Consider the following 23,601-nt stretch of genomic DNA (forward strand, 5'->3'; position numbering starts at 1 on the left):
GGACGCAGAGCGTCCGTTGAGGCATTCCCACGCAGAGCGTGGGAACGATCAGCAGGTATCAGCGGCTCTGGCGTTGTTGTAACAACAGGTTGCTGAAGCCGGCGCCGGCCAGTTGTTTCTGCGCTGTGGTCAGCTGTTCGCGGTTGCTGAACGGGCCGACCAAAACGCGATACCAGGTTTCGTCTTTCACCGTGCCGGACTCCACCGCCACGGCTTGGCCGAGCAGAATGATCTGCGCGCGGACCTTGTCGGCATCTGTCTCTTTGCGGAACGAACCGGCCTGCAAGAAGAACTTGGTCACCGGCGCCGCTTTGCTCACCGGCGGTGCTGGCGGCGGGGTAATCCCGGCCAGGGCCGCCTGCGCCCGTGCGGTGTCGATCTTCGCCGCTTCCGCCGGGGTCACCGGCGTGGTCGGGATGGCCGGCACTTGCGGCGTCGGCAGGGTCTTCTCCGGTACCGCGTCCGGCGGCACGATCACTTCCGATTCCGGCAGCAACGTGTAGAAATCGTACTTCGGCTTCACCGGCTGCGTCGGGCTCGGCGGGGTCTTGTTGGCCTCGGCGATCTTCGACGCTTTCTGCTGCTGCTCGACCTTCTCGCGCTTGACCGTGTCGCTGCCCTTGCCCGGTTCCAGTTTCATCAGAAACACGATGAACGCGCCGACGGTCAGGCCGATGGCCATCCACAGCCAGCCCGGAATCGGTTGTTTCGCAGGGGCCTGATAGCGGCTGGCGCCGCGCTTGGGTGCAGGTTTCTTCTTGGCGGCCAACTTACATACGCTCCAGAGTTTCCAGACCCAACAGCTCCAGGCCTTGCTTGAGGGTGCGACCGGTCAGTGCGGCCAGACGCAGACGGCTCTGCATCTGCGCCGGGGTGTCGGCAGCGAGGATCGGACAGTTCTCGTAGAAGCTGGAGAACAGGCCTGCGACGTCGTACAGGTAGGTGCAAAGAATGTGCGGCGTGCCTTTTTCAGCCACGTTGTTCAGCACTTCACCGAACTGCGCCAGCTTCGCCGCCAGCTCTTGCTCGTGCGCCGCTTCGAGGACGATCTGGCCGTCGACTTCGCTGAAGTCCTTGCCCAGTTTGCGGAATACCCCGGCCACGCGAGTGTAGGCGTACAGCAGGTATGGCGCGGTGTTGCCTTCGAAATTGAGCATCAGGTCGAAGTTGAAGCTGTAGTCGCTGGTGCGATGCTTGGACAGGTCGGCGTATTTCACCGCGCCGATACCGACGACCTTGGCGATGTTGCGCAACTCGTCTTCGGCAAGCGTCGGGTTCTTCTCTTTGACCAGGTTGTAGGCACGTTCCTGCGCTTCGGTGAGCAGATCGATCAGCTTCACGGTGCCGCCGTCACGGGTCTTGAATGGACGGCCATCGGCGCCGTTCATGGTGCCGAAACCCATGTGTTCCATTTCCATCGGATGGGTGACGAAACCGGCTTTGCGCGCCACGGCGAAGACTTGCTGGAAGTGCAGGGCCTGACGCTGGTCGACAAAGTACAGCGCACGATCAGCTTTCAGCTTGCCACTGCGGTAGCGCACGGCAGCGAGGTCGGTGGTGGCGTACAGGTAACCGCCGTCAGCCTTGACGATGATCACCGGCAGCGGGTCGCCATCGGCGTTCTTGAACTCGTCGAGGAACACGCACTGGGCGCCGTTGCTCTCGACCAGCATGCCCGCCGCTTTCAGGTCGTTGACCACATTGATCAAGTCATCGTTGTAGGCGCTTTCGCCCATCACGTCGGCCATGGTCAGTTTGACGTTGAGCAGTTCGTAGATCTTCTGGCAGTGCGACAGCGAGATGTCTTTGAATTTGGTCCACAGCGCCAGGCATTCAGCGTCGCCGGCCTGCAACTTGACCACCAGGCCACGGGCGCGGTCGGCGAATTCTTCGGACTCGTCGAAACGCTGCTTGGCCGCGCGGTAGAAGTTTTCCAGATCGGACAGCTCGTCGCTGGTGATGGGGTTTTCCTGCAGGTACGCCATCAGCATGCCGAACTGGGTGCCCCAGTCGCCGACGTGGTTCTGGCGGATCACGTCGTCGCCGAGGAACTCAAGCACGCGGGCCACGCCGTCGCCGATGATGGTCGAGCGCAAGTGGCCGACGTGCATCTCTTTGGCCAGGTTCGGCGCCGACAGATCGACCACGGTGCGCTGCGCCGGGCCGGCCTTGCGCACGCCGACATGGGCGTCGGCCAGCGCGGCGTCGAGGCGCGAGGCCAGGGCCTGGGTGTTCTGGAAGAAATTGATGAAGCCCGGGCCGGCGATTTCGGCCTTGGTGACGTTTTCGTCAGCGGGCAGTGCGGCGATGATTTTTTCTGCCAGATCGCGTGGTTTCATGCCGGCAGGCTTGGCCAGCATCATGGCGATGTTACTGGCGAAGTCGCCGTGGGTCTTGTCGCGGGCGTTCTCCACCTGGATCGCCGGCGTCAGGCCTTCAGGCAACACACCTTCGTTGACGAGTTGGGTGAGGGCTTGCTGGATCAGCTGGCGAATGGTGTCTTTCATGGTCTTCTCTTTCGACCGCAAGCGCGGCGGGCGCATCGATGCGCGGGTGGAAAAACTGGGCATTATCCGTTGCGAAGACGGGCTTGCCAACCTTAGCAGGCACGATGTGGATATGTGGTGACATCAGAGTCAAAAGATCGCCGCCTTCGGCGGCTCCTACACATGAATCGGCATTTTCCTGTAGGAGCTGCCGAAGGCTCGGGCCGCGTTCGGCCGATCTTTGGATCTTTCAGCGCTTCAATACAAATCGACGGGATCAACATCCAGCGACCAGCGCACCGCCCGCCCGCTCGGCATCTGCTCCAGCACCAGCATCCAGCTGGCCAGCAAGCGGTGCAACGGCGCCCGCGCGGTCGCCTGCAACAACAGCTGTGCGCGATAACGCCCGGCACGGCGCTCCATCGGCGCCGGCACCGGCCCGAGCAGTTCGATGCCGCTCAGATTCAGTTCGCTGAGCAAGCGCTCGGCCTCGCTGCAGGCTTCATCGAGAAAACCTTCCGCCTGCCCCGGCTTGTGCGCTTCGGCGCGCAACAGCGCCAGATGCGCGAACGGCGGCAAACCGGCCGCGCGGCGTTCGCTCAACGCCTGCTCGGCGAAGGCGAAATAACCTTGCTCGGTCAGTTGCACCAATAAAGGATGGTCGGCGAGGTGTGTCTGGATGATCACCTTGCCCGGTTCCTCAGCCCGCCCGGCACGCCCGGCGACCTGCACGATCAACTGCGCCATGCGCTCGCTGGCGCGGAAGTCGCCGGAGAACAGGCCGCCATCGGCATCCAGAATCGACACCAGTGTCACCCGTGGGAAATGGTGCCCTTTGGCCAACATCTGCGTCCCGACCAGGATGCACGGTTGGCCTTTCTGGATCGTCGCGAACAGCTGGTTCATCGCGTCCTTGCGCGAGGTGCTGTCGCGATCGACGCGCAGTACCGGGTAATCCGGGAACAGAATCGCCAGACGCTCCTCAGCGCGTTCGGTACCAGCGCCCACCGGGCGCAGATCGACCTTGCTGCACTTCGGACACTGGCGCGGCGTACGCTCGACGTTGCCGCAATGGTGGCAGCGCAATTCACCGTAACGCTGGTGCACGGTCATGCGCGCATCGCAACGCGAGCACTCCGACATCCAGCCGCAATCATGGCAGAGCAGGGTCGGGGCAAAGCCGCGCCGGTTGAGGAACACCAGCACCTGCTGGCCGCTGGCGAGGGTCTGGCCGATCGCCTGCTGCATCGGCCCGGAAATGCCGCTGTCGAGCGGCCGGCTTTTCACGTCCAGGCGCAGAAAGCGCGGTTGTTTGGCGCCGCCGGCACGCTCGTTCAGGCGCAACAGGCCGTAGCGTCCGGTGTAGGCGTTGTGCAGGCTCTCCAGCGACGGTGTGGCGGAACCGAGCACGATCGGGATGTTTTCCTGGCGCGCGCGCACCAGCGCCAGATCGCGTGCGTGGTAGCGCAAGCCTTCCTGCTGTTTATAGGAGCCGTCGTGCTCTTCATCGATGATGATCAGCCCGGGATTTTTCATCGGCGTGAACAGCGCCGAGCGGGTGCCGATAATAATGTCGGCCTCGCCGTCACGGGCGGCGAGCCACGCTTCCAGGCGTTCGCGATCATTGACGGCCGAATGCAGCAGGGCGATGCGCGCGTTGAAACGTTGTTCGAAGCGCGCCAGGGTTTGCGGGCCGAGGTTGATCTCCGGGATCAGCACCAAGGCCTGTTTGCCGGCTTCGAGGGTCTCGCGGATCAGCTGCAGATAGACTTCGGTCTTGCCGCTGCCGGTGACGCCAGCGAGGAGAAAGGCGTGGTAACTGTCGAAGCCGGCGCGAATCGCCTCATACGCCGCGCGCTGTTCGCTGTTGAGTGGCAGCTCCGGTTGCGCCAGCCAGTGTTCATGGCGGGCGCCGGGGGCGTGGCGGCGGATTTCGACTTGCACCAGCCCTTTGGCCAGCAGCAGATCGAGGCTGTCCTTGCTCAGCATCAGTTTGCTCAGCAACTGGTGCGCCACACCGTGCGGATGTTGAGCCAGCGTGGTCAGCGCCTCGCGCTGGCGTGGCGCACGGGCGACCCGCGGGTCGTCGACGCTGGCGCCGGGGGCAATCGACCAGAACCGCTCCTGGCGGGCCTCGGCCAGCTCGCCCTGACGCAGTAGCACCGGCAAGGCCCAGTTCAAGGTGTCGCCGAGGCTGTGCTGGTAATACTGCGCGGTCCACAGGCACAGCTTGAGCAGCGCCGGCGGCAGCGGTGAAGTCGCGTCGAGCAGGGCCAGCGCCGGTTTGAGTTTTTCCGCCGGCACTTCACTGGTGTCGGTGACCTCGACGAGAATGCCGATCATCTCGCGCCGGCCGAACGGCACCCGCAAGCGCATGCCCGGCTGCAATTGCTCACGCCGCACCCCGGCTGGCGCCCGATAATCGAACAGGCGGCGCAGAGGCGAAGGCAGGGCGAGGCGCAGAATGGCGTCGGGCACGCGGGGGATCTCTATAAAACAGGGAATAAGGCCGAGCGCAGATCGAATGCGGTAGAGAGCTTGCTCGCTACCGCAGGGACATGCATGCAAGGCCGGGAGCCTAGCAGACGGTCGGTCTCGGTGACAGCTTGCGCGATTGAAAAGGTCTGGTAGAATCCGCGGCCTAATTACGTGCGGTATTCAACAATAGTGTTGGGTGGCGGCACGCTAGCCTGAGGAAGACACCATGAAAGCCGATATCCATCCGAACTACCCGGAAATTGCTGTTACCTGCAGCTGCGGTAACAAGTTCGAAACTCGTTCGACCTACGGCAAAGCCATGGCGATCGACGTTTGCAACGAATGCCACCCGTTCTACACCGGTAAGCAGAAGACTCTGGACACCGGCGGCCGTGTGCAGAAGTTCGCAGACCGTTTCGCTACTTTCGGCGTCGGCAAAAAAGCCTGAGGCTGATCATTTTGGAAGGTCGTCTCGACTTCTCCAGACTGATGAAAAAGGCGTCCCTTGCGGGCGCCTTTTTTGTGTCTGCGATTTGGCTGTCCGCCGCCCAGGCGTTCTGCCCGACAGCCGCAGGGCTGACTAGCGTCAGCGTGCAGCGGGTGGTGGATGGCGACACCCTGCGCCTGACCGATGGCCGCAATGTACGCATGATCGGCCTCAATACGCCGGAACTTGGCAAGCAGGGTCGCGGCGACGAGCCGTTCGCCGTCGCGGCGCGCAAACACCTGCAGGCGCTGGTCGATGACAGTGGCGGCCGCGTCGGTCTGCGACTGGGCAAGCAGGCGAAAGACCATTACGGCCGTACGCTGGCGCAGATTTACAGCGTCAGTGGCGTCAATCTCCAAGCGCAGATGCTTGCCGCTGGCCTGGGTTTTCAGGTCGCCGTGGCGCCGAACATCGATCTGGTCGCCTGCCAGCAGGCCGCCGAACGCAGTGCACGCCAGGCCGGGCTTGGCCTCTGGCGGCAATCGCCGGCAGTCAAAGCACAGCACATCCAGCGCTCGGGTTTCGCCATAGTCAGTGGTCGGGTGAGCAAGGTGCAGCGCAATCGCGGGGGAATCTGGATCGAGTTGCAAGGCAGCCTTGTATTGCGGGTTGCACCCAATCTGCTCGGACAATTCGACAGCGCCCGCTTGCAGGCGCTGAACGGCAAGCAGATCGAGGCGCGCGGCTGGGTAATAGATCGATCCCAGCGTGGTGGCTTGCCAAAGGGTCAGCGGCGCTGGTTGCTGCCATTGACCCATCCTTCGATGCTGCACGTGCCGCGCTGAAGAAAAAATTGTAGACATTTTTGCGATTGATTGTGAACAGTCCAGCCCTTATGCGCCGTGGCTCTTGGCCCAAAGTCGTAGGGCAGGGCGCTTGACAGCGGTGACTGCCCAGTCTTGTGGGGACTTTGCGAGGCGCGTATCCTCGCTGACCAGTCTGTCCAACAGTAAAAAAGCGGAATGCCAAAATGTCTGATCTGAAAACTGCCGCTCTCGAATATCACGCCAATCCTCGTCCGGGGAAGCTGAGTGTCGAGCTCACCAAGGCCACTGCTACCGCCCGCGACCTGTCGCTGGCCTACAGCCCCGGCGTAGCTGAACCAGTGCGCGAGATCGCTCGCGATCCTGAACTGGCCTACAAATACACCGGCAAGGGCAACCTGGTGGCAGTCATTTCCGATGGCACCGCGATTCTCGGCCTGGGCAACCTCGGCCCGTTGGCTTCCAAGCCTGTAATGGAAGGCAAAGGCGTGCTGTTCAAGCGCTTCGCCGGCATCGACGTGTTCGACATCGAAGTCGACTCGGAAAGCCCGCAAGCCTTCATCGACACCGTCAAGCGCATCTCCATCACCTTCGGTGGCATCAACCTGGAAGACATCAAGGCGCCAGAGTGCTTTGAAATCGAACGCGCTCTGATCGAGCAGTGCGACATTCCGGTGTTCCACGATGACCAGCACGGCACGGCGATCGTGACCGCGGCCGGCATGATCAACGCCCTGGAAATCGCTGGCAAAACCCTGCCGGAAGCGAAAATCGTCTGCCTCGGTGCCGGCGCTGCTGCCATCTCCTGCATGAAATTGCTGGTGAGCATGGGCGCTCGCATCGAAAACATCTTCATGGTTGACCGTACCGGCGTGATCCACTCCGGCCGTGACGACCTGAACCAGTACAAAGCGGTGTTCGCCCACGCTACCGAGAAGCGCAGCCTGGCTGACGCACTGGCAGGCGCTGACGTGTTCGTCGGTCTGTCCGGTCCGAACCTGCTGAGCGCTGAAGGCTTGCTGTCGATGGCGGCCAACCCGATCGTGTTCGCCTGCTCCAACCCGGATCCGGAAATCTCTCCGGAACTGGCCCACGCCACCCGTAGCGACGTGATCATGGCCACCGGTCGTTCGGACTACCCGAACCAGGTCAACAACGTGCTGGGCTTCCCGTTCATCTTCCGCGGTGCCCTGGACGTTCGCGCCAAGCGCATCAACGAAGAAATGAAAGTCGCCGCAGCCAATGCCCTGCGTGAACTGGCCAAACTGCCGGTGCCACAGGACGTCTGCGATGCCTACGGTGGTGCTCCGCTGGAATTCGGTCGTGAGTACATCATTCCCAAGCCAATGGACAAGCGCCTGATCACCCTGATCTCCGACGCTGTGGCCAAAGCGGCGATCGAGACTGGCGTGGCAACCCTGCCGTATCCGAAGAACTACCCGCTCAAAAGCGTGGATGACGTGTTCAACGGCTAAGTCGTTGTAGCGCTTCAAACGAAAGCCCTGGCTCGTGAGAGTCGGGGCTTTTTGTTGGGCAGCGCAATGCAGGAGCAGCCGAAGGCTGCGATCTGTTGAGCTTGCTCGCGCAGGGCAATAAAAAGCCCCGCACTTCTCACGAAGGCGGGGCTTTTCAATGGCTGCCGGATCAGAACAGATCGATCGGCGCCTGTTCATCCGCCGGCAGCGGGCTGCCCGGTACGACGCCGTTGCCCAGCTCATTCACCGACGGCGGGGTGTCTTCAGCCTTGAACAGCTCGAAGTACGCGCCCGGGGTGCTCGGCGACGCTGCACGGCCACTGACCGGGTCGACGCGCAGGCTGAGGATGCCTTCCGGCTCTGGCTGCACGTGCGGCGGCTTGTCCTTCAGTGCCGCCGACATGTAATTCATCCAGATCGGCAGCGCCACAGTGCCGCCGAACTCGCGACGGCCGAGGCTTTCCGGTTGGTCGAAACCGGTCCACACCGTGGTCACGTAGTCGGCGTTGTAGCCGGAGAACCAGGCATCTTTCGATTCGTTGGTGGTACCGGTCTTGCCGGCGATGTCACTGCGGCCCATGGTCAGTGCGCGACGGCCGGTACCGAGCTTGATCACGTCCTGCAGCATGCTGTTGAGGATATAGGTGGTGCGCCCATCGACAATCCGCTCGGCCACGGCTGGCGCCTGTGGCACTGCCGGGTTGCCCGCTGCTTCGCCGCCAGCCGGAGCGGCATTGACCGTGAACGACTCGGTGGCCGGCGCGGCGATGCCGTCGGTCGCTGAACCGCCCTGTGGCACCGTCGGCGGATTAGCGACAAACAGCGTGTCACCGTTGCGACTTTCGATCTTGTCGATGATGTACGGAGTGATTTTGTAGCCGCCGTTGGCAAAGGTGCTCCAGCCAGTGGCGATTTCCATCGGCGTCAACGTCGCGGTGCCCAGTGCCAGCGACAGATTCGGCGGCAGGTCCTGCTTGTTGAAGCCAAAACGGGTGATGTAGTCAATGGTCTTGCCTACGCCCATGGCCTGCAGCAAGCGGATCGACACCAGGTTGCGCGACTTGTACAGCGCTTCACGCAGGCGGATCGGGCCGAGGAAGGTATTGGTGTCGTTCTTCGGTCGCCAGACCTTGTCCAGGTACTCGTCGACGAACACGATCGGCGCATCGTTGACCAGGGTGGCGGCGGTGTAGCCGTTATCCAGAGCGGCGCTGTAAACGAACGGCTTGAAGCTCGAACCCGGCTGACGCTTGGCCTGCATGGCGCGGTTGTAGTTGCTCTGCTCGAAGGCGAACCCGCCGACCAGCGAACGGATCGCGCCGTTCTGTGGATCCAGCGACACCAGCGCTCCCTGCGCCTGCGGGATCTGGCTGAATTTCAGCGAGTTGTCTTTCTGCCGCTGTACGCGGATGAGATCACCGACCTGGGCGACATCCGAAGGCTGACGCGGATTGGCGCCCATGCTGTTGGTGTTGAGGAACGGCCGCGCCCATTTCATCGTGTCCCAGGCGACATGTTCTTCGCCGGTGCGGGTCAGAACCTGCAGGCCGGTTTTGTCGACCTGGGTGACGATCGCAGGTTCGAGGCTGCTGATGGTGCGCTGTTTGGTCAGTTCGCTGGCCCAGGCTTCGCGCGTCTTGCCTGGCAGGCGCGACTCGGGGCCACGGTAGCCGTGGCGCTGGTCGTAGGTCATCAAGCCTTCGTGCAGCGCGGTATTGGCCATTTCCTGCAGGTTACTCGGCACCGTGGTGACGACCCGGAAACCTTCGGTATAGGCGTCGCTGCCGTAACGGCCGACCATTTCCGCACGGGCCATTTCGGCGATGTACGGTGCGTTCACTTCCGGCGTCGGCACGTGGTAGCTGGCGTTCAGCGGCTCGTTGACCGCCGCGGTGTAGTCGGCTTCGCTGATCTTGCCCAGCTTGTACATGCGCCCGAGGATCCAGTCGCGGCGTTCTTTACTGCGCGCCGGGTTGGCCAGCGGATTGAAGCGCGACGGTGCTTTCGGCAGGCCAGCGATCATCGCCATCTGCGCCAGGCTGACGTCGCGAATCGATTTGCCGTAATACACCTGCGCCGCCGCCTCGATGCCGTAGGCGCGGTTGCCCAGATAGATCTTGTTGACGTACAGCTCCAGGATCTCGTCCTTGGTCAGCTGCCGTTCGATCTGCAGGGCGAGGAGAATTTCCGTGGTTTTACGCGAGAAGCTGCGCTCGCTGGTGAGGAAGAAATTCTTCGCCACCTGCATGGTGATCGTGCTGCCGCCGGACTGAATGTGTCCGCTCTTGACCAATTGGGTCGCCGCGCGCATCAGGCTGCTCGGGTCGACACCATAGTGGTTGGCAAAATTGTCGTCCTCAGCACTGAGTAACGCATTAATGAAGTTGGGGGGAATGTCGGCGAAACGGATCGGGGTGCGGCGCATTTCGCCAAATTCTGCGATCAACTTGTCGTCGCTGCTGTAGACGCGCAGAGGAATCTGCAACTGAATGCTTCTCAGCGCCTCCACAGACGGCAAACCCGGACTAAGGTAAAGAAAGGCGCCGCTGAGACCTAAGAGCAGTCCGCAGAAAACGGCGACGATGGACCAACCGAAAAATTTCAGCAGACGAATCAAGGCTTTTGGACATCCAGAGCAAAGAATGAATTTGGCACGGGGCTGCGGTTACACACAGAGCCATCCGCGCGGGCAGTAAAAAGCGGAAAAAATCGCTGGGCATTATAAGCACTTTTCCGTCGGGGGCGTCATTGGCGCTTCTGTCAAGGCGGGGGTCAAGGAACGCAATGCGTATTACAGAGTCCGTAACTCACGGAAAGTCATAGGGAATTGGTAGTGCTGGGACTCTTCAATAAAAAGACCAATGCGTTACTGGGGATCGACATCAGCTCCACGTCGGTGAAGCTGCTGGAACTGAGCCGTCAGGGCGAGCGTTTCCGGGTCGAGGCCTACGCGGTAGAGCCGTTGCCGGCGAACGCCGTGGTCGAAAAGAACATCGCTGAACTCGAAGGCGTCGGCCAGGCGCTGAGCCGGGTGCTGGTCAAGGCGCGCACCGGGGTCAAGAGCGTGGCGGTGGCGGTGGCCGGTTCGGCGGTGATCACCAAGATCATCGAAATGGGCGCCGGGCTGTCCGACGATGAACTGGAAAACCAGCTCAAGATCGAGGCCGACCAATACATCCCCTATCCATTGGACGAAGTCGCCATCGACTTTGAAGTCCAGGGCGTCTCGCCGCGCAATCCCGAACGGGTCAGCGTACTGCTCGCCGCCTGTCGCAAGGAAAACGTCGAAGTGCGTGAAGCGGCGCTGGCGCTCGCCGGCCTGACCGCGCGGGTGGTGGATGTCGAGGCCTACGCGCTGGAGCGTTCGTTCGGCCTGCTCGCGACGCATCTGGCGGCGTCTCAGGAGCGCCTGACCGTAGCGGTCGTCGACATCGGCGCCACCATGACCACCCTCAGCGTCCTGCACAACGGCAAGATCATCTACACTCGCGAGCAATTATTCGGTGGACGCCAGCTTACCGAAGAGATCCAGCGCCGCTATGGCCTCACTGTCGAACAGGCAGGCCTGGCGAAGAAGCAGGGCGGCTTGCCTGACGATTACGTGAGTGAAGTCCTGCAGCCATTTCGTGAAGCGCTGGTGCAGCAGGTTTCACGTTCACTGCAGTTTTTCTTCGCCTCCGGCCAGTACAACGCGGTCGACCATATCCTGCTGGCCGGCGGTACTGCCTCGGTGCCTGGCCTGGATCGTCTCATCGAGCAGCGCCTGAACACACCGACCCAGGTGGCCAACCCGTTTGCCGACATGGCCTTGGGCAGCAAGGTCAACGCCGGTGCGCTGGCCAGTGACGCGCCGGCATTGATGATTGCCTGCGGGCTCGCGCTCAGGAGTTTCGACTGATGGCGCGGATCAACCTTCTACCCTGGCGCGAAGAGCGCCGCGAAGAACGACGCAAACGCTTCCTGCTGATCCTGATCGGCGTGCTCGCAGGCTCGATCGGCGCGGTGCTGATTGCCGATCAGATCATCAGCGCGGCCATTGAGCGGCAGATGGCGCGCAACGATTACATCGGCAAACAGATCGCTGTGGTCGATGAGCGCATCAAGCAGATCAGTGAGCTGAAGGCGCGACGCCAGCAACTGGTCGAACGCATGCGCATCATCCAGGACCTGCAGGGCAACCGGCAAATCAGTGGGCGAGTCTTCGATCAACTGGCGCGTACCTTGCCGGACGGCGTGTATTTCACTGATGTGAAAATGGCCGGCAAGACCCTGTCCATCAGTGGCGCGGCGGAGTCGAACAACCGGGTCTCCGAGCTGATGCGCAACCTCGACGCGTCCGACTGGTTCGACGCGCCGAGCCTGAATGAGGTCAAGGCCAACAGCGCCGATCAGATCGAACAGGCCAATGTATTCCAGCTGACCGTTCGTCAGACCCAGCCCAAGGTTGCGGAGGACGAACAATGAACGCCTCCGAGTGGCTGCAGAGCCTGCGCAATGTCGATTTCAACGACCTCGACACCAGCAACATCGGCTCCTGGCCGCCGGCGGTGAAAACCCTGTGCGGTGCGCTGGTGATGGTGTTGATCCTCGCGCTTGGTTACTACTTCTTTATCAGCGATATGGAAAATCAGCTCGACCTCAAGCGCGAGGAGGAAACCACGCTCAAGGAACAATTCGCCAGCAAGGCGCGGCTGTCCGCGAATCTTGAGCTGTACACCCAGCAAATAAAGCAAATGGAAGACACCTTCGGCGTGTTGCTGCGGCAGTTGCCCAGCGACACCGAGGTGCCGGGCTTGCTCGAAGACATCACCCGCACCGGTCTGGGCAGCGGTCTGGAATTCGAGGAGATCAAGCTGCTGCCGGAAGTTACGCAGCCGTTCTACATCGAACTGCCGATCCAGATCACCGTAACCGGCGCCTATCATGACCTTGCGACTTTCGTCAGCGGCGTCGCCGGACTGCCACGGATTGTCACTCTGCATGATTTCGAACTGGCGCCGGCCAATCCCGAAGGCGGGCCGAAGCTGCGCATGAGCATCCTCGCCAAGACGTATCGCTACAACGACAAGGGGTTGGAGAAATGACCCCGATTCGTTATCTGGTCCTGCCGATGATGCTGGCGTTGAGCGGCTGCGGTGGCGGTGATGACTTCAGCGACCTCGACGCCTACCTCAACGAAGTGCGCCTGCGGCCAGCGGGCAAGATTGAACCAACGCCGACATTTCGGTCTTACCCCACATTCACCTACAGCGCCGCCAACCTGCGCAGCCCATTTTCGCGCCAGGCACGGGTTGATCTGGCTGGGCAGAAGCACGGCTCGCGCAACGTCAAACCCGACCCCAACCGGGTCAAGCAATACCTTGAAGGGTTCAATATCGAGCAATTCGAAATGGTCGGCACGATTGCCAATGCCTCGGGCTCGTTTGCGCTGCTGCGCGGCGCGGGCGGGGTGCATCGCCTCAAGGTCGGCGACTACCTGGGGCGCAACGATGGCCGCATCGTCGCCATCACTGCAACCCAGGTCGATGTCGTCGAGATTGTGCCCGACGGCGACGGCGCCTGGCTGGAGCGGCCGCGCACCATTCCTTTGAAAGAGCACTCATAGTGGAAGTCGAACAATGAACAGGATTTTCTCCACCCTCGGTTTTTCGCTATGGATAGCGCTGCTGTCACCGATGGTACTGGCGGCCAATCTGAAAGCGCTGGATGTTGCCGCGCTGCCGGGTGACCGCGTCGAACTGAAGCTCTCGTTCGACGGCCCGCCACCACAGCCCAAGGGCTACACAACCGAATCACCGGCGCGCATCGCGCTGGATCTGCCAGGCGTGACCAGCCAGTTGGCCAACAGGAATCTTGATCTGGGCAGCGGCAACGCGCGCACGGCCACGGTAGCCGAAGCCAAGGACCGTACGCGGCTGATTGTCAGCCTGACGCAGTTGGCGCCCTACACCACGCGAGTCGAGGGCAATCATCTGTTTGTGGTGATCGGTCAGGGCGCCTCCGCCACGGCCCCTCGCCCGACCGCCGTTGCGCCGCGTGCTGCCACCACTGCTGCGGCTCCCAGCCGATCTTCGCTGCCGCGCAGTCGGACGATTCGCGGCGTCGATTTCCAGCGCGGTACCGAGGGTGAAGGCAACGTGGTCATCGACCTCTCAGATCCGACCATCGCCCCGGATATTCAGGAGCACGACGGCAAGATCATCCTCAGCTTCGCTCGCACGCAATTGCCGGAAAAACTCCGCGTGCGCCTCGACGTCAAGGACTTCGCCACCCCGGTGCAGTTCGTCAACGCAGCAGTTACCGGCGATCGCACGGTGATCAGCGTCGAGCCCAGCGGCACCTTCGACTATTCCACGTTTCAGACCGACAACAAGCTCACCGTGAGCGTTCGTCCGATGAGCGTCGACGACCTGCAAAAGCGCAACGCCGACCGTCAGGCCTATGTCGGCGACAAGCTCTCGCTGAATTTCCAGGACATCGATGTGCGCTCGGTGCTGCAGTTGATCGCTGACTTCACCAACCTCAACCTCGTGGCAAGCGATACGGTGCAGGGTGGCATCACTTTGCGCTTGCAGAACGTGCCGTGGGATCAGGCGCTGGATCTGGTGCTGAAAACCAAAGGTCTGGATAAACGCAAAATAGGTAACGTGCTGCTGGTCGCGCCGGCCGACGAAATTGCCGCGCGCGAGCGCCAGGAACTGGAGTCTCAAAAACAGATCGCCGAGCTGGCGCCATTGCGTCGCGAGCTGCTGCAAGTCAATTACGCCAAGGCCGCAGACATTGCCAAGCTGTTCCAGTCGGTGACCAGTGCCGAGGCGAGAGCCGATGAGCGCGGTTCGATTACCGTCGATGAGCGGACCAACAACATCATTGCCTACCAGCCCCAGGATCGCCTCGACGAATTACGGCGAATCGTGGCGCAACTGGATATTCCGGTGCGCCAGGTGATGATCGAGGCACGCATCGTTGAGGCCAACGTCGATTACGACAAGAGTCTGGGCGTGCGCTGGGGCGGTTCGGTGCAGAACAAGGGCAACTGGAACGCCTCCGGGGTCAACGGATCGTCGAGTACCATCGGTACGCCGGGCAGCACCGGCACCAACTCGCCGTTCGTCGATATGGGCACGGTCAACAATACCTCGGGAATAGGCATCGCTTTCATCACCGACAACGTATTGCTGGATCTGGAGCTGACAGCGATGGAGAAAACCGGCAACGGCGAAATCGTTTCGCAGCCGAAGGTGGTTACCTCGGACAAGGAAACCGCAAAGATCCTCAAGGGCACCGAGATCCCCTATCAGGAAGCGAGCTCCAGCGGCGCGACTTCGGTGTCGTTCAAGGAGGCTTCACTGTCGCTGGAAGTCACCCCGCAAATCACCCCGGACAACCGCATCATCATGGAGGTCAAGGTCACCAAGGACGAGCCGGACTACCTGAACAAAGTGCAGGATGTACCGCCGATCAAGAAAAACGAGGTCAACGCGAAAGTGCTGGTCAATGACGGCGAGACCATCGTTATCGGCGGTGTTTTTTCAAATACTCAGAGCAAGGTTGTAGATAAGGTGCCATTTCTTGGCGATGTGCCGTATCTTGGCCGCCTTTTCCGGCGTGATGTGGTTTCGGAGAAAAAATCCGAGCTGCTGGTATTTCTCACTCCGCGTATCATGAATAACCAGGCGATTGCTGTGAGTCGTTGATTCTGTGCGAAATTTGATACTTGTAGGACCGATGGGTGCTGGCAAAAGCACCATCGGCCGATTGCTGGCCAAAGAGCTGCGCCTGCCGTTCAAGGATTCCGACAAGGAAATTGAGCTGCGCACGGGTGCCAATATCCCATGGATCTTCGACAAGGAAGGCGAGCCCGGCTTTCGTGATCGTGAACAGGCGATGATCGCCGAGCTGTGCGCATTCGACGGCGTGGTGCTGGCGACTGGCGGCGGCGCGGTGATGCGTGATGCCAATCGCAAGGCCCTGCATGAAGGCGGGCGCGTGGTGTATCTGCACGCCTCCGTCGAACAGCAGGTCGGCCGCACTTCCCGCGATCGCAATCGGCCGCTGCTGCGTACTGCCGATCCGGCGAAAACCTTGCGCGACCTGCTCGAGATCCGTGATCCCCTTTATCGGGAAATCGCCGATCTGGTGGTGGAAACCGACGAGCGGCCGCCACGCATGGTGGTGCTCGACATTCTCGACCGCCTCGCGCAATTGCCACCCCGTTAAAGCAGCGCCAGAAATGCGCTATCCTCGGCGTCCTGTCAGCGTTTGCCGAGGGTGTGGCGGATGCCGGTCGAGTGGCGTCATACCGCTACAGGCCGCAGAACACCAATAATTTCAGGGCAGGATGCCTGCTTCCATCTTCACTGTGGGGACACATGCAGACACTCAAGGTCGATCTAGGCGAGCGCAGCTACCCGATTCATATTGGCGAAGGTCTGTTGGATCAGCCGGAACTGCTGGCGCCGCATATCCATGGGCGCCAGGTAGCAATCATCTCCAACGAAACCGTCGCGCCCCTCTATCTCGAACGTCTGACCCGCAGCCTGACGCAGTACTCGGTGATCTCGGTGGTGTTGCCCGACGGCGAAGCCTTCAAGAACTGGGAAACCCTGCAGCTGATTTTCGACGGCCTGCTGACCGCCCGTCACGACCGCCGCACTACCGTGATCGCCTTGGGCGGCGGAGTAATCGGCGACATGGCCGGCTTCGCTGCCGCCTGCTATCAGCGCGGTGTCGATTTTATCCAGATACCTACCACGCTGCTGTCGCAGGTCGATTCGTCGGTCGGCGGCAAGACCGGCATCAACCATCCGCTGGGCAAGAACATGGTCGGCGCGTTCTATCAGCCGAACGTGGTGCTGATCGACACCGCATCGCTGAAAACCCTGCCACAGCGCGAGTTGTCGGCGGGCCTGGCGGAGGTCATCAAGTATGGCCTGATCTGCGACGAACCGTTCCTGACGTGGCTGGAAGACAACGTCGACGCCCTGCGTGCGTTGGACCAGAGCGCGCTGACCTATGCGATCGAGCGTTCCTGCGCGGCCAAGGCTGCTGTGGTCGGCGCCGATGAAAAGGAAACCGGCGTACGCGCCACGCTCAACCTCGGCCACACCTTCGGCCACGCCATCGAAACCCACATGGGCTATGGTGTCTGGCTGCATGGCGAGGCGGTGGCGGCGGGTACCGTGATGGCGCTGGAAATGTCCGCGCGCCTTGGCTGGATCAGCGAGCAGGAGCGTGACCGCGGCATTCGTCTGTTCCAGCGTGCCGGTCTGCCGGTTGTTCCGCCTGAAGAGATGAGCGAAGCCGATTTTCTCCAGCACATGGCAATTGATAAAAAAGTGATCGACGGTCGTCTGCGCCTGGTGCTGCTGCGCCGGATGGGCGAAGCGGTAGTGACCGACGATTATCCGAAAGAGGTTCTACAGGCCACGCTGGGAGCGGATTACCGCGTCCTGGCTCAGCTTAAAGGTTAAAACGATTCCGATGACTAGTTTGCATGCCGACGAGGCGTTTCTCGGCCATTTCCAGTTAAGTCACGACCCGTTCGCGCCACGGGTGCCGGGCTTCAAATTCTTTCCGGCCCAGCGCAAACCGGTGCTGGGTCAGCTGCATCATCTGGCGCGCTACAGCCAGCTGCTGCTGGTGGTCACCGGCCCGCAGGGCAGCGGCAAGACCCTGCTGCGGCAGGCGCTGGTGGCCAGCACCAACAAACAATCGGTGCAGAGCGTAGTGGTTTCCGCCCGCGGCGCCGGTGACGCGGCCGGCGTGCTGCGTCAGGTGGCGCAGGCGCTGGATGTCGCGCAGGCCGAGGTCGGCGCGATTCTCGAGCAGGTGGTGCAACTGGGTCTGACCGGGCAGGAAGTCTATCTGCTGGTGGACGATGCCGAGCAGCTCGACGAGTCGGCGCTGGAAGCGTTGATGGCGCTGGGCGCGGGCACGCCGGAAGGTCGCCCGCATGTGTTCCTGTTCGGCGAGTCGTCGCTGATCGCCCAGCTTGAGGCTTTGCAGCTCGAAGAAGAGCGTTTCCACGTCATCGAATTGCAGCCCTACACCGAAGAAGAGACCCGTGAATATCTCGACCAGCGGCTGGAAGGCGCGGGGCGGGGTGTCGAACTTTTCACTGCAGATCAGATCTCTGATATTCACGAAAGCTCCGAGGGCTGGCCTGGCAACATCAACCAGGTCGCTCGCGATGCACTGATCGAAGTCATGATTGCCAGCCGCTCTGCGGTCAAGCGTCCAAGTATGGGGTTCAACATGCCGAAGAAACACGTATTGGCGATTTCCGCCGTCGTTGTGGTCGCGGTTGCCGCCGCCTGGCTGATGCCGGGTCGCAGCAAGGCACCGACCACCGGTGCTCCGGCCAATGAACAGGCGCAACTGCCACTGGGTCAGGGCGCAGCGAATGGCGCCAACCCGTCCGTCGAATTCGCCGGCAACACCCAGCCGATGCCGCTGCCGTTGGTCGGCAACTCGCAGCCGGTCATGCGTGGCCCGCTGGCCGAAGCCGCCGGTGGCATCACCGAAGGCGACGACGGTGTGCCGCTGGAAGGCTCCAGCGATACCCCGCCAACCGTGACCACCTCCGCGCCGCCTGCGGGCGTTCCGGCCGGCCCCGCGCCGACGCCGGTTCCGACCCCTGCCGCCAAGCCGGCGCCAACCCCGGCACCGACGCAGATCGCCACGGCCAAACCTGCTCCGGCTACGCCTGCGCCAGCCGCGAAACCGGCACCGGCACCGGCCAAACCGGCCACCGCCACCAAGCCTGCCGACAAGCCGGTCACCGTCGCCAAAGCCGCCGGTGGCAGCTGGTACGCCGGTCAGCCGACCGGCAACTACGTGGTGCAGATCCTCGGCACCAGCTCGGAAACCGCCGCGCAGAACTTCGTCAAGGAGCAGGGCGGTGAGTACCGTTATTTCAAGAAAGTCCTCAACGGCAAGCCGCTGTATGTGATCACCTATGGCAATTTTGCCAATCGGGATGCGGCCGTTTCTGCCATCAAGGCCTTGCCAGCGAAGGTTCAGGCTGGTAAACCTTGGCCTCGCACTGTCGCCAGCGTCCAACAGGAACTGGCAACAACTCGCTGAAGATTCGGCGGCCTTACCCAGGCCGCCTCTCCCGGCACCTCAAAATCTCCATGAGTGCGCGCTTTCTGAAAAGGATGCGTGCCTTGTGGTGTCTGCGTCACAGTAGTCTTTGAGTCGTTGCGGTCAGAATTTAAAAAAGTTTTGACTAGCACAGCAGATCGCTTTAAACCTTTCACAAATGCGACATGAATTTGCGACAGTTCGTCGTCAAATTTGTGAGCCTCTGTGTCGCTGTGTACAATGACCACCCTTTTGCCCCCGCTAAGCCGGCGTACGTTCGGCGCGGAACGCAAGTGGTTGAATTGAAAAGAAATTTGCCTCGAATAGAGGCAGCCTGGTGAGAAAGTGTCTATGAAAGCAGGTCTGTACCAACCAGATGAATTCAAGGATAACTGCGGTTTCGGCCTGATAGCTCATATGCAGGGCGAGCCCAGTCATACCCTTTTGCAAACGGCCATCGAGGCCCTGACCTGCATGACCCACCGCGGTGGGATTAATGCCGACGGCAAGACCGGTGACGGTTGCGGTCTGCTGATTCAAAAACCCGACGCCTTCCTGCGAGCCATTGCCCAGGAAAGCTTCGGCGTCGAAATGTCCAAGCAATACGCGGTGGGCATGGTGTTCTTCAATCAGGATCCGGCCAAGGCCGAAGCTGCTCGCGAGAACATGAACCGCGAGATCCTTGCTGAAGGACTGCAACTGATCGGCTGGCGCAAAGTGCCGATCGACACCAGCGTCCTCGGCCGCCTTGCCCTTGAACGCCTGCCGCAGATCGAGCAGGTCTACATCGGCGGCGAAGGCCTGAGCGATCAGGACATGGCCGTGAAGCTGTTCAGCGCCCGTCGCCGTTCGTCGGTGGCCAACGCCGCTGACACCGATCATTACATCTGCAGCTTTTCGCACAAGACCATCATCTATAAAGGCCTGATGATGCCGGCCGACCTGGCCGCGTTCTATCCAGACCTGAGCGACGAGCGCTTGCAAACCGCGATTTGCGTGTTCCACCAGCGCTTCTCCACCAACACCCTGCCGAAATGGCCGCTGGCGCAGCCGTTCCGCTTCCTTGCGCACAACGGCGAAATCAACACCATCACCGGTAACCGTAACTGGGCTCAGGCGCGTCGGACCAAGTTCACCAATGATCTGATGGATCTGGAAGAACTCGGCCCGCTGGTCAACCGCGTCGGTTCCGACTCCTCGAGCATGGACAACATGCTCGAACTGATGGTCACCGGTGGCATCGACCTGTTCCGTGGCGTGCGGATGATCATCCCGCCTGCGTGGCAGAACGTCGAAACCATGGACCCGGATCTGCGTGCATTCTACGAGTACAACTCGATGCACATGGAGCCGTGGGACGGCCCGGCCGGCGTGGTCATGACCGACGGTCGCTACGCGGTGTGTCTGCTCGACCGGAACGGTCTGCGTCCGGCGCGCTGGGTCACCACCAAAAACGGCTTCATTACTCTCGCGTCGGAAATCGGCGTGTGGAACTACCAGCCCGAAGACGTGCTCGCCAAGGGCCGCGTCGGCCCTGGCCAGATCTTCGCCGTGGACACCGAAACCGGGCAGATCCTCGACACCGATGCGATCGACAACCGTCTGAAGTCCCGTCATCCGTACAAGCAATGGCTGCGCAAGAATGCCCTGCGCATTCAGGCGACCATGGAAGACAACGACCACGGTTCGGCGTTCTACGACGTCGATCAGCTCAAGCAGTACATGAAGATGTATCAGGTCACGTTCGAAGAGCGCGATCAGGTACTGCGTCCGCTCGGCGAGCAAGGCTACGAAGCTGTTGGCTCGATGGGCGATGACACGCCGATGGCCGTGCTGTCCCAGCGTGTGCGCACGCCGTACGATTATTTCCGTCAGCAGTTCGCGCAGGTGACCAACCCGCCGATCGACCCGCTGCGTGAAGCGATCGTGATGTCGCTGGAAATCTGCCTCGGCGCCGAGCGCAACATTTTCCAGGAGTCGCCGGAACACGCCTCGCGCGTGATCCTCAGCTCGCCGGTCATTTCCCCGGCCAAGTGGCGTTCGCTGATGAACCTCGACCGTCCGGGTTTCGAACGGGCGATCATCGACCTCAACTACGACGAAAGCCTGGGCCTCGAAGCGGCGATCCGAAACGTTGCCGATCAGGCTGAAGAAGCCGTGCGCGCCGGGCGTACCCAGATTGTCCTCAGCGACCGCCATATCGCCCCGGGCAAGCTGCCGATCCACGCTTCGCTGGCGACCGGTGCAGTGCACCACCGCTTGACCGAAAAAGGCCTGCGTTGCGATTCCAACATCCTGGTTGAAACCGCGACCGCACGTGACCCGCATCACTTCGCCGTACTGATCGGTTTCGGCGCCTCGGCGGTGTATCCGTTCCTGGCTTACGAAGTGCTGGGCGACCTGATCCGTACCGGTGAAGTGCTGGGGGACCTCTACGAGGTATTCAAGAACTACCGCAAAGGCATCACCAAAGGTCTGCTGAAGATCCTGTCGAAGATGGGCATTTCGACCATCGCTTCGTACCGCGGTGCGCAGCTGTTCGAAGCCATCGGCCTGTCCGAAGAAGTCTGCGACCTGAGCTTCCGCGGCGTGCCGAGCCGGATCAAGGGCGCGCGCTTCGTCGATATCGAAGCCGAGCAGAAAGCGCTGGCCGTCGAAGCCTGGAGTCCGCGCAAGCCGATCCAGCAGGGTGGTCTGCTGAAGTTCGTCCACGGTGGCGAATATCACGCCTACAACCCGGACGTGGTCAACACGCTGCAAGCCGCTGTGCAGCAGGGCGACTACGCCAAGTTCAAGGAATACACCTCGCTGGTGGACAACCGTCCGGTGTCGATGATTCGCGACCTGTTCAAGGTCAAGACCCTCGACACGCCGCTGGACATCAGTGAAGTCGAGCCGCTGGAATCGGTGCTCAAGCGCTTCGACTCCGCTGGTATCTCGCTGGGCGCATTGTCGCCGGAAGCTCACGAAGCCCTGGCCGAAGCCATGAACCGCCTCGGTGCGCGTTCCAACTCCGGCGAAGGGGGTGAAGATCCGGCGCGTTACGGCACCATCAAGAGCTCGAAAATCAAGCAGGTTGCCACCGGCCGTTTCGGTGTGACTCCGGAATACCTGGTCAACGCCGAAGTGCTGCAGATCAAGGTCGCCCAAGGCGCCAAGCCGGGCGAGGGCGGGCAACTGCCGGGCGGCAAGGTCAACGGGCTGATCGCCAAGCTGCGTTACGCAGTGCCGGGCGTGACCCTGATTTCGCCACCGCCGCACCACGACATCTATTCGATCGAAGATTTGTCGCAGCTGATCTTCGATTTGAAACAGGTCAACCCGCAGGCACTGGTTTCGGTGAAGCTGGTAGCAGAAGCGGGCGTCGGCACCATCGCCGCCGGTGTGGCCAAGGCCTACGCGGACTTGATCACCATTTCCGGCTACGACGGTGGCACCGGTGCTTCGCCGCTGACTTCGATCAAGTACGCTGGCGCGCCGTGGGAACTCGGCCTGGCTGAAACTCACCAGACCCTGCGCGGCAACGACCTGCGCGGCAAAGTCCGGGTGCAGACCGACGGCGGCCTGAAAACCGGCCTCGACGTGATCAAGGCCGCCATTCTCGGCGCTGAAAGCTTCGGCTTCGGCACCGCGCCAATGATCGCGCTGGGCTGCAAATACCTGCGCATCTGCCACTTGAACAACTGCGCCACCGGCGTCGCGACGCAGAACGAGAAGCTGCGCAAGGATCACTACATCGGCACCGTCGACATGGTGGTGAATTTCTTCACCTACGTCGCTGAAGAAACCCGTGAGTGGCTGGCCAAACTCGGTGTGCGCTCCCTCGAAGAGCTGATCGGTCGCACCGATCTGCTGGAAATCCTCGAAGGCCAGACCGCCAAGCAACATCACCTGGACCTGACGCCGCTGCTGGGCAGCGATCACATCCCGGCGGATAAACCGCAGTTCTGCGGTGTTGAGCGCAACCCGCCGTTCGATAAAGGCCTGCTCGCGGAAAAAATGGTCGAGCTGGCCGCGTCGGCGATCAACGACATGAGCGGCGCCGAGTTCGATCTGGACATCTGCAACTGCGACCGTTCGATCGGCGCGCGGATCTCCGGCGAAATCGCCCGCAAGCACGGCAACCAGGGTATGGCCAAGGCGCCGATCACCTTCCGCTTCAAGGGCACGGCCGGGCAGAGCTTTGGCGTGTGGAACGCCGGCGGTCTGAACATGTACCTGGAAGGCGATGCCAACGACTACGTCGGCAAAGGCATGACCGGCGGCAAGTTGGTCATCGTGCCGCCGAAGGGCAGCGTCTATAAAACTCAGGAAAGCGCCATCATCGGTAACACCTGCCTGTACGGCGCCACGGGCGGCAAGTTGTTCGCCGCTGGCACCGCCGGCGAGCGTTTTGCCGTGCGTAACTCCGGTGCCCACACCGTCGTGGAAGGCACTGGCGATCACTGCTGCGAGTACATGACCGGTGGTTTCGTCTGCGTGCTGGGCAAGACCGGTTACAACTTCGGCTCGGGCATGACCGGTGGTTTCGCCTACGTGCTCGATCAGGACAACACCTTCGTTGACCGGGTCAATCACGAACTGGTGGAAATCCAGCGGATCAGCGGCGAAGCGATGGAAGCCTATCGCAGCCACCTGCAGAACGTGCTGAACGAGTACGTCGCCGAAACCGACAGCGAGTGGGGTCGTGAACTCGCCGAGAACCTCGACGATTACTTGCGGCGTTTCTGGCTGGTCAAGCCCAAGGCTGCCAGCTTGAAAACCCTGCTTTCCAGCACTCGTGCCAACCCGCAGTGATATGCGCCTGAAGAGTTTGATGAGGT

17 protein-coding genes are annotated in these 23,601 nt (G+C 61.6%); 13 read left to right on the forward strand and 4 right to left on the reverse strand.

All coding sequences use genetic code 11. The annotated features are described in order from the left end of the window. Positions 1–58 precede the first annotated feature (58 nt). Positions 59–769, reverse strand: a complete 711-nt coding sequence (locus ACP7D9_RS16445; protein WP_016772059.1) for an SPOR domain-containing protein — start codon at positions 767–769, stop codon at positions 59–61. 1 nt (position 770) lies between these two features. Beyond that, positions 771–2,507: an arginine--tRNA ligase gene (argS, locus tag ACP7D9_RS16450; protein ID WP_101156643.1), complete on the reverse strand. Its 1,737-nt coding sequence runs from the start codon at positions 2,505–2,507 to the stop codon at positions 771–773. Between argS and ACP7D9_RS16455 the strand changes: the two genes are divergently transcribed. Continuing rightward, positions 2,506–2,628 carry a hypothetical protein gene (locus ACP7D9_RS16455; RefSeq protein WP_256589691.1) on the forward strand — a complete coding sequence of 41 codons (123 nt, stop codon included), beginning with the start codon at positions 2,506–2,508 and terminating at the stop codon, positions 2,626–2,628. The two genes, argS and ACP7D9_RS16455, sit on opposite strands and share 2 nt — an antisense overlap. A 116-nt stretch (positions 2,629–2,744) precedes the next feature. On the opposite strand, the gene ACP7D9_RS16460 is transcribed toward ACP7D9_RS16455, so the two are convergent. Next, complete coding sequence (locus ACP7D9_RS16460) at positions 2,745–4,964, reverse strand: primosomal protein N' (RefSeq protein ID WP_426158591.1); 2,220 nt, start codon at positions 4,962–4,964, stop codon at positions 2,745–2,747. Positions 4,965–5,190: 226 nt separating this feature from the next. Here ACP7D9_RS16460 and rpmE point away from each other — a divergent pair, with 226 nt between their 5' ends. The 3 genes from rpmE to ACP7D9_RS16475 all read left to right on the forward strand — a co-directional run bounded on the left by rpmE (position 5,191) and on the right by ACP7D9_RS16475 (position 7,690). Beyond that, positions 5,191–5,412, forward strand: coding sequence for a 50S ribosomal protein L31 (gene rpmE, locus ACP7D9_RS16465; protein ID WP_101156639.1), 222 nt, complete (start codon positions 5,191–5,193; stop codon positions 5,410–5,412). A gap of 41 nt (positions 5,413–5,453) precedes the next feature. Then, positions 5,454–6,236 carry a thermonuclease family protein gene (locus tag ACP7D9_RS16470; RefSeq protein WP_426158713.1) on the forward strand — a complete coding sequence of 261 codons (783 nt, stop codon included), beginning with the start codon at positions 5,454–5,456 and terminating at the stop codon, positions 6,234–6,236. A 185-nt stretch (positions 6,237–6,421) separates the two neighbouring features. After that, positions 6,422–7,690, forward strand: a complete 1,269-nt coding sequence (locus ACP7D9_RS16475) for a malic enzyme-like NAD(P)-binding protein (RefSeq protein WP_090280412.1) — start codon at positions 6,422–6,424, stop codon at positions 7,688–7,690. Positions 7,691–7,859: 169 nt separating this feature from the next. Here the strand turns inward: ACP7D9_RS16475 and ACP7D9_RS16480 are convergent, their stop codons facing one another. Continuing rightward, positions 7,860–10,304 carry a penicillin-binding protein 1A gene (locus ACP7D9_RS16480; protein WP_426158715.1) on the reverse strand — a complete coding sequence of 815 codons (2,445 nt, stop codon included), beginning with the start codon at positions 10,302–10,304 and terminating at the stop codon, positions 7,860–7,862. A 219-nt stretch (positions 10,305–10,523) separates the two neighbouring features. Here ACP7D9_RS16480 and ACP7D9_RS16485 point away from each other — a divergent pair, with 219 nt between their 5' ends. The 9 genes from ACP7D9_RS16485 (at position 10,524) to gltB (ending at position 23,575) form a co-directional block, all read left to right on the forward strand. Next, complete coding sequence (locus ACP7D9_RS16485) at positions 10,524–11,588, forward strand: pilus assembly protein PilM (RefSeq protein WP_426158594.1); 1,065 nt, start codon at positions 10,524–10,526, stop codon at positions 11,586–11,588. Next, positions 11,588–12,154, forward strand: coding sequence for a PilN domain-containing protein (locus tag ACP7D9_RS16490; protein ID WP_312997841.1), 567 nt, complete (start codon positions 11,588–11,590; stop codon positions 12,152–12,154). The genes ACP7D9_RS16485 and ACP7D9_RS16490 overlap by 1 nt, the downstream gene beginning before the upstream one ends. Continuing rightward, complete coding sequence (locus tag ACP7D9_RS16495) at positions 12,151–12,774, forward strand: type 4a pilus biogenesis protein PilO (protein ID WP_426158596.1); 624 nt, start codon at positions 12,151–12,153, stop codon at positions 12,772–12,774. The genes ACP7D9_RS16490 and ACP7D9_RS16495 overlap by 4 nt, the downstream gene beginning before the upstream one ends. After that, on the forward strand, positions 12,771–13,295 hold the full coding sequence (locus tag ACP7D9_RS16500; RefSeq protein ID WP_101156621.1) for a pilus assembly protein PilP: 525 nt from the start codon (positions 12,771–12,773) through the stop codon (positions 13,293–13,295). Before ACP7D9_RS16495 ends, ACP7D9_RS16500 begins: the two co-directional genes overlap by 4 nt. A 13-nt stretch (positions 13,296–13,308) precedes the next feature. Beyond that, positions 13,309–15,387: a type IV pilus secretin PilQ gene (gene pilQ / locus ACP7D9_RS16505; protein WP_426158598.1), complete on the forward strand. Its 2,079-nt coding sequence runs from the start codon at positions 13,309–13,311 to the stop codon at positions 15,385–15,387. Positions 15,388–15,391: 4 nt separating this feature from the next. Further along, complete coding sequence (gene aroK, locus ACP7D9_RS16510; RefSeq protein WP_024011270.1) at positions 15,392–15,910, forward strand: shikimate kinase AroK; 519 nt, start codon at positions 15,392–15,394, stop codon at positions 15,908–15,910. 152 nt (positions 15,911–16,062) lie between these two features. Next, a complete protein-coding gene (aroB, locus tag ACP7D9_RS16515; protein WP_426158601.1) occupies positions 16,063–17,163 on the forward strand; it encodes a 3-dehydroquinate synthase in 1,101 nt (366 codons plus the stop codon). A 10-nt stretch (positions 17,164–17,173) separates the two neighbouring features. After that, positions 17,174–18,778 carry an AAA family ATPase gene (locus ACP7D9_RS16520; RefSeq protein ID WP_426158603.1) on the forward strand — a complete coding sequence of 535 codons (1,605 nt, stop codon included), beginning with the start codon at positions 17,174–17,176 and terminating at the stop codon, positions 18,776–18,778. Positions 18,779–19,129: 351 nt separating this feature from the next. Next, a complete protein-coding gene (gltB, locus tag ACP7D9_RS16525; protein WP_426158605.1) occupies positions 19,130–23,575 on the forward strand; it encodes a glutamate synthase large subunit in 4,446 nt (1,481 codons plus the stop codon). Positions 23,576–23,601: the final 26 nt, after the last annotated feature.

Origin of the sequence: Pseudomonas sp. TSRC2-2 (assembly GCF_049897785.1) — a bacterium.
Classification (GTDB): Bacteria; Pseudomonadota; Gammaproteobacteria; order Pseudomonadales; family Pseudomonadaceae; genus Aquipseudomonas.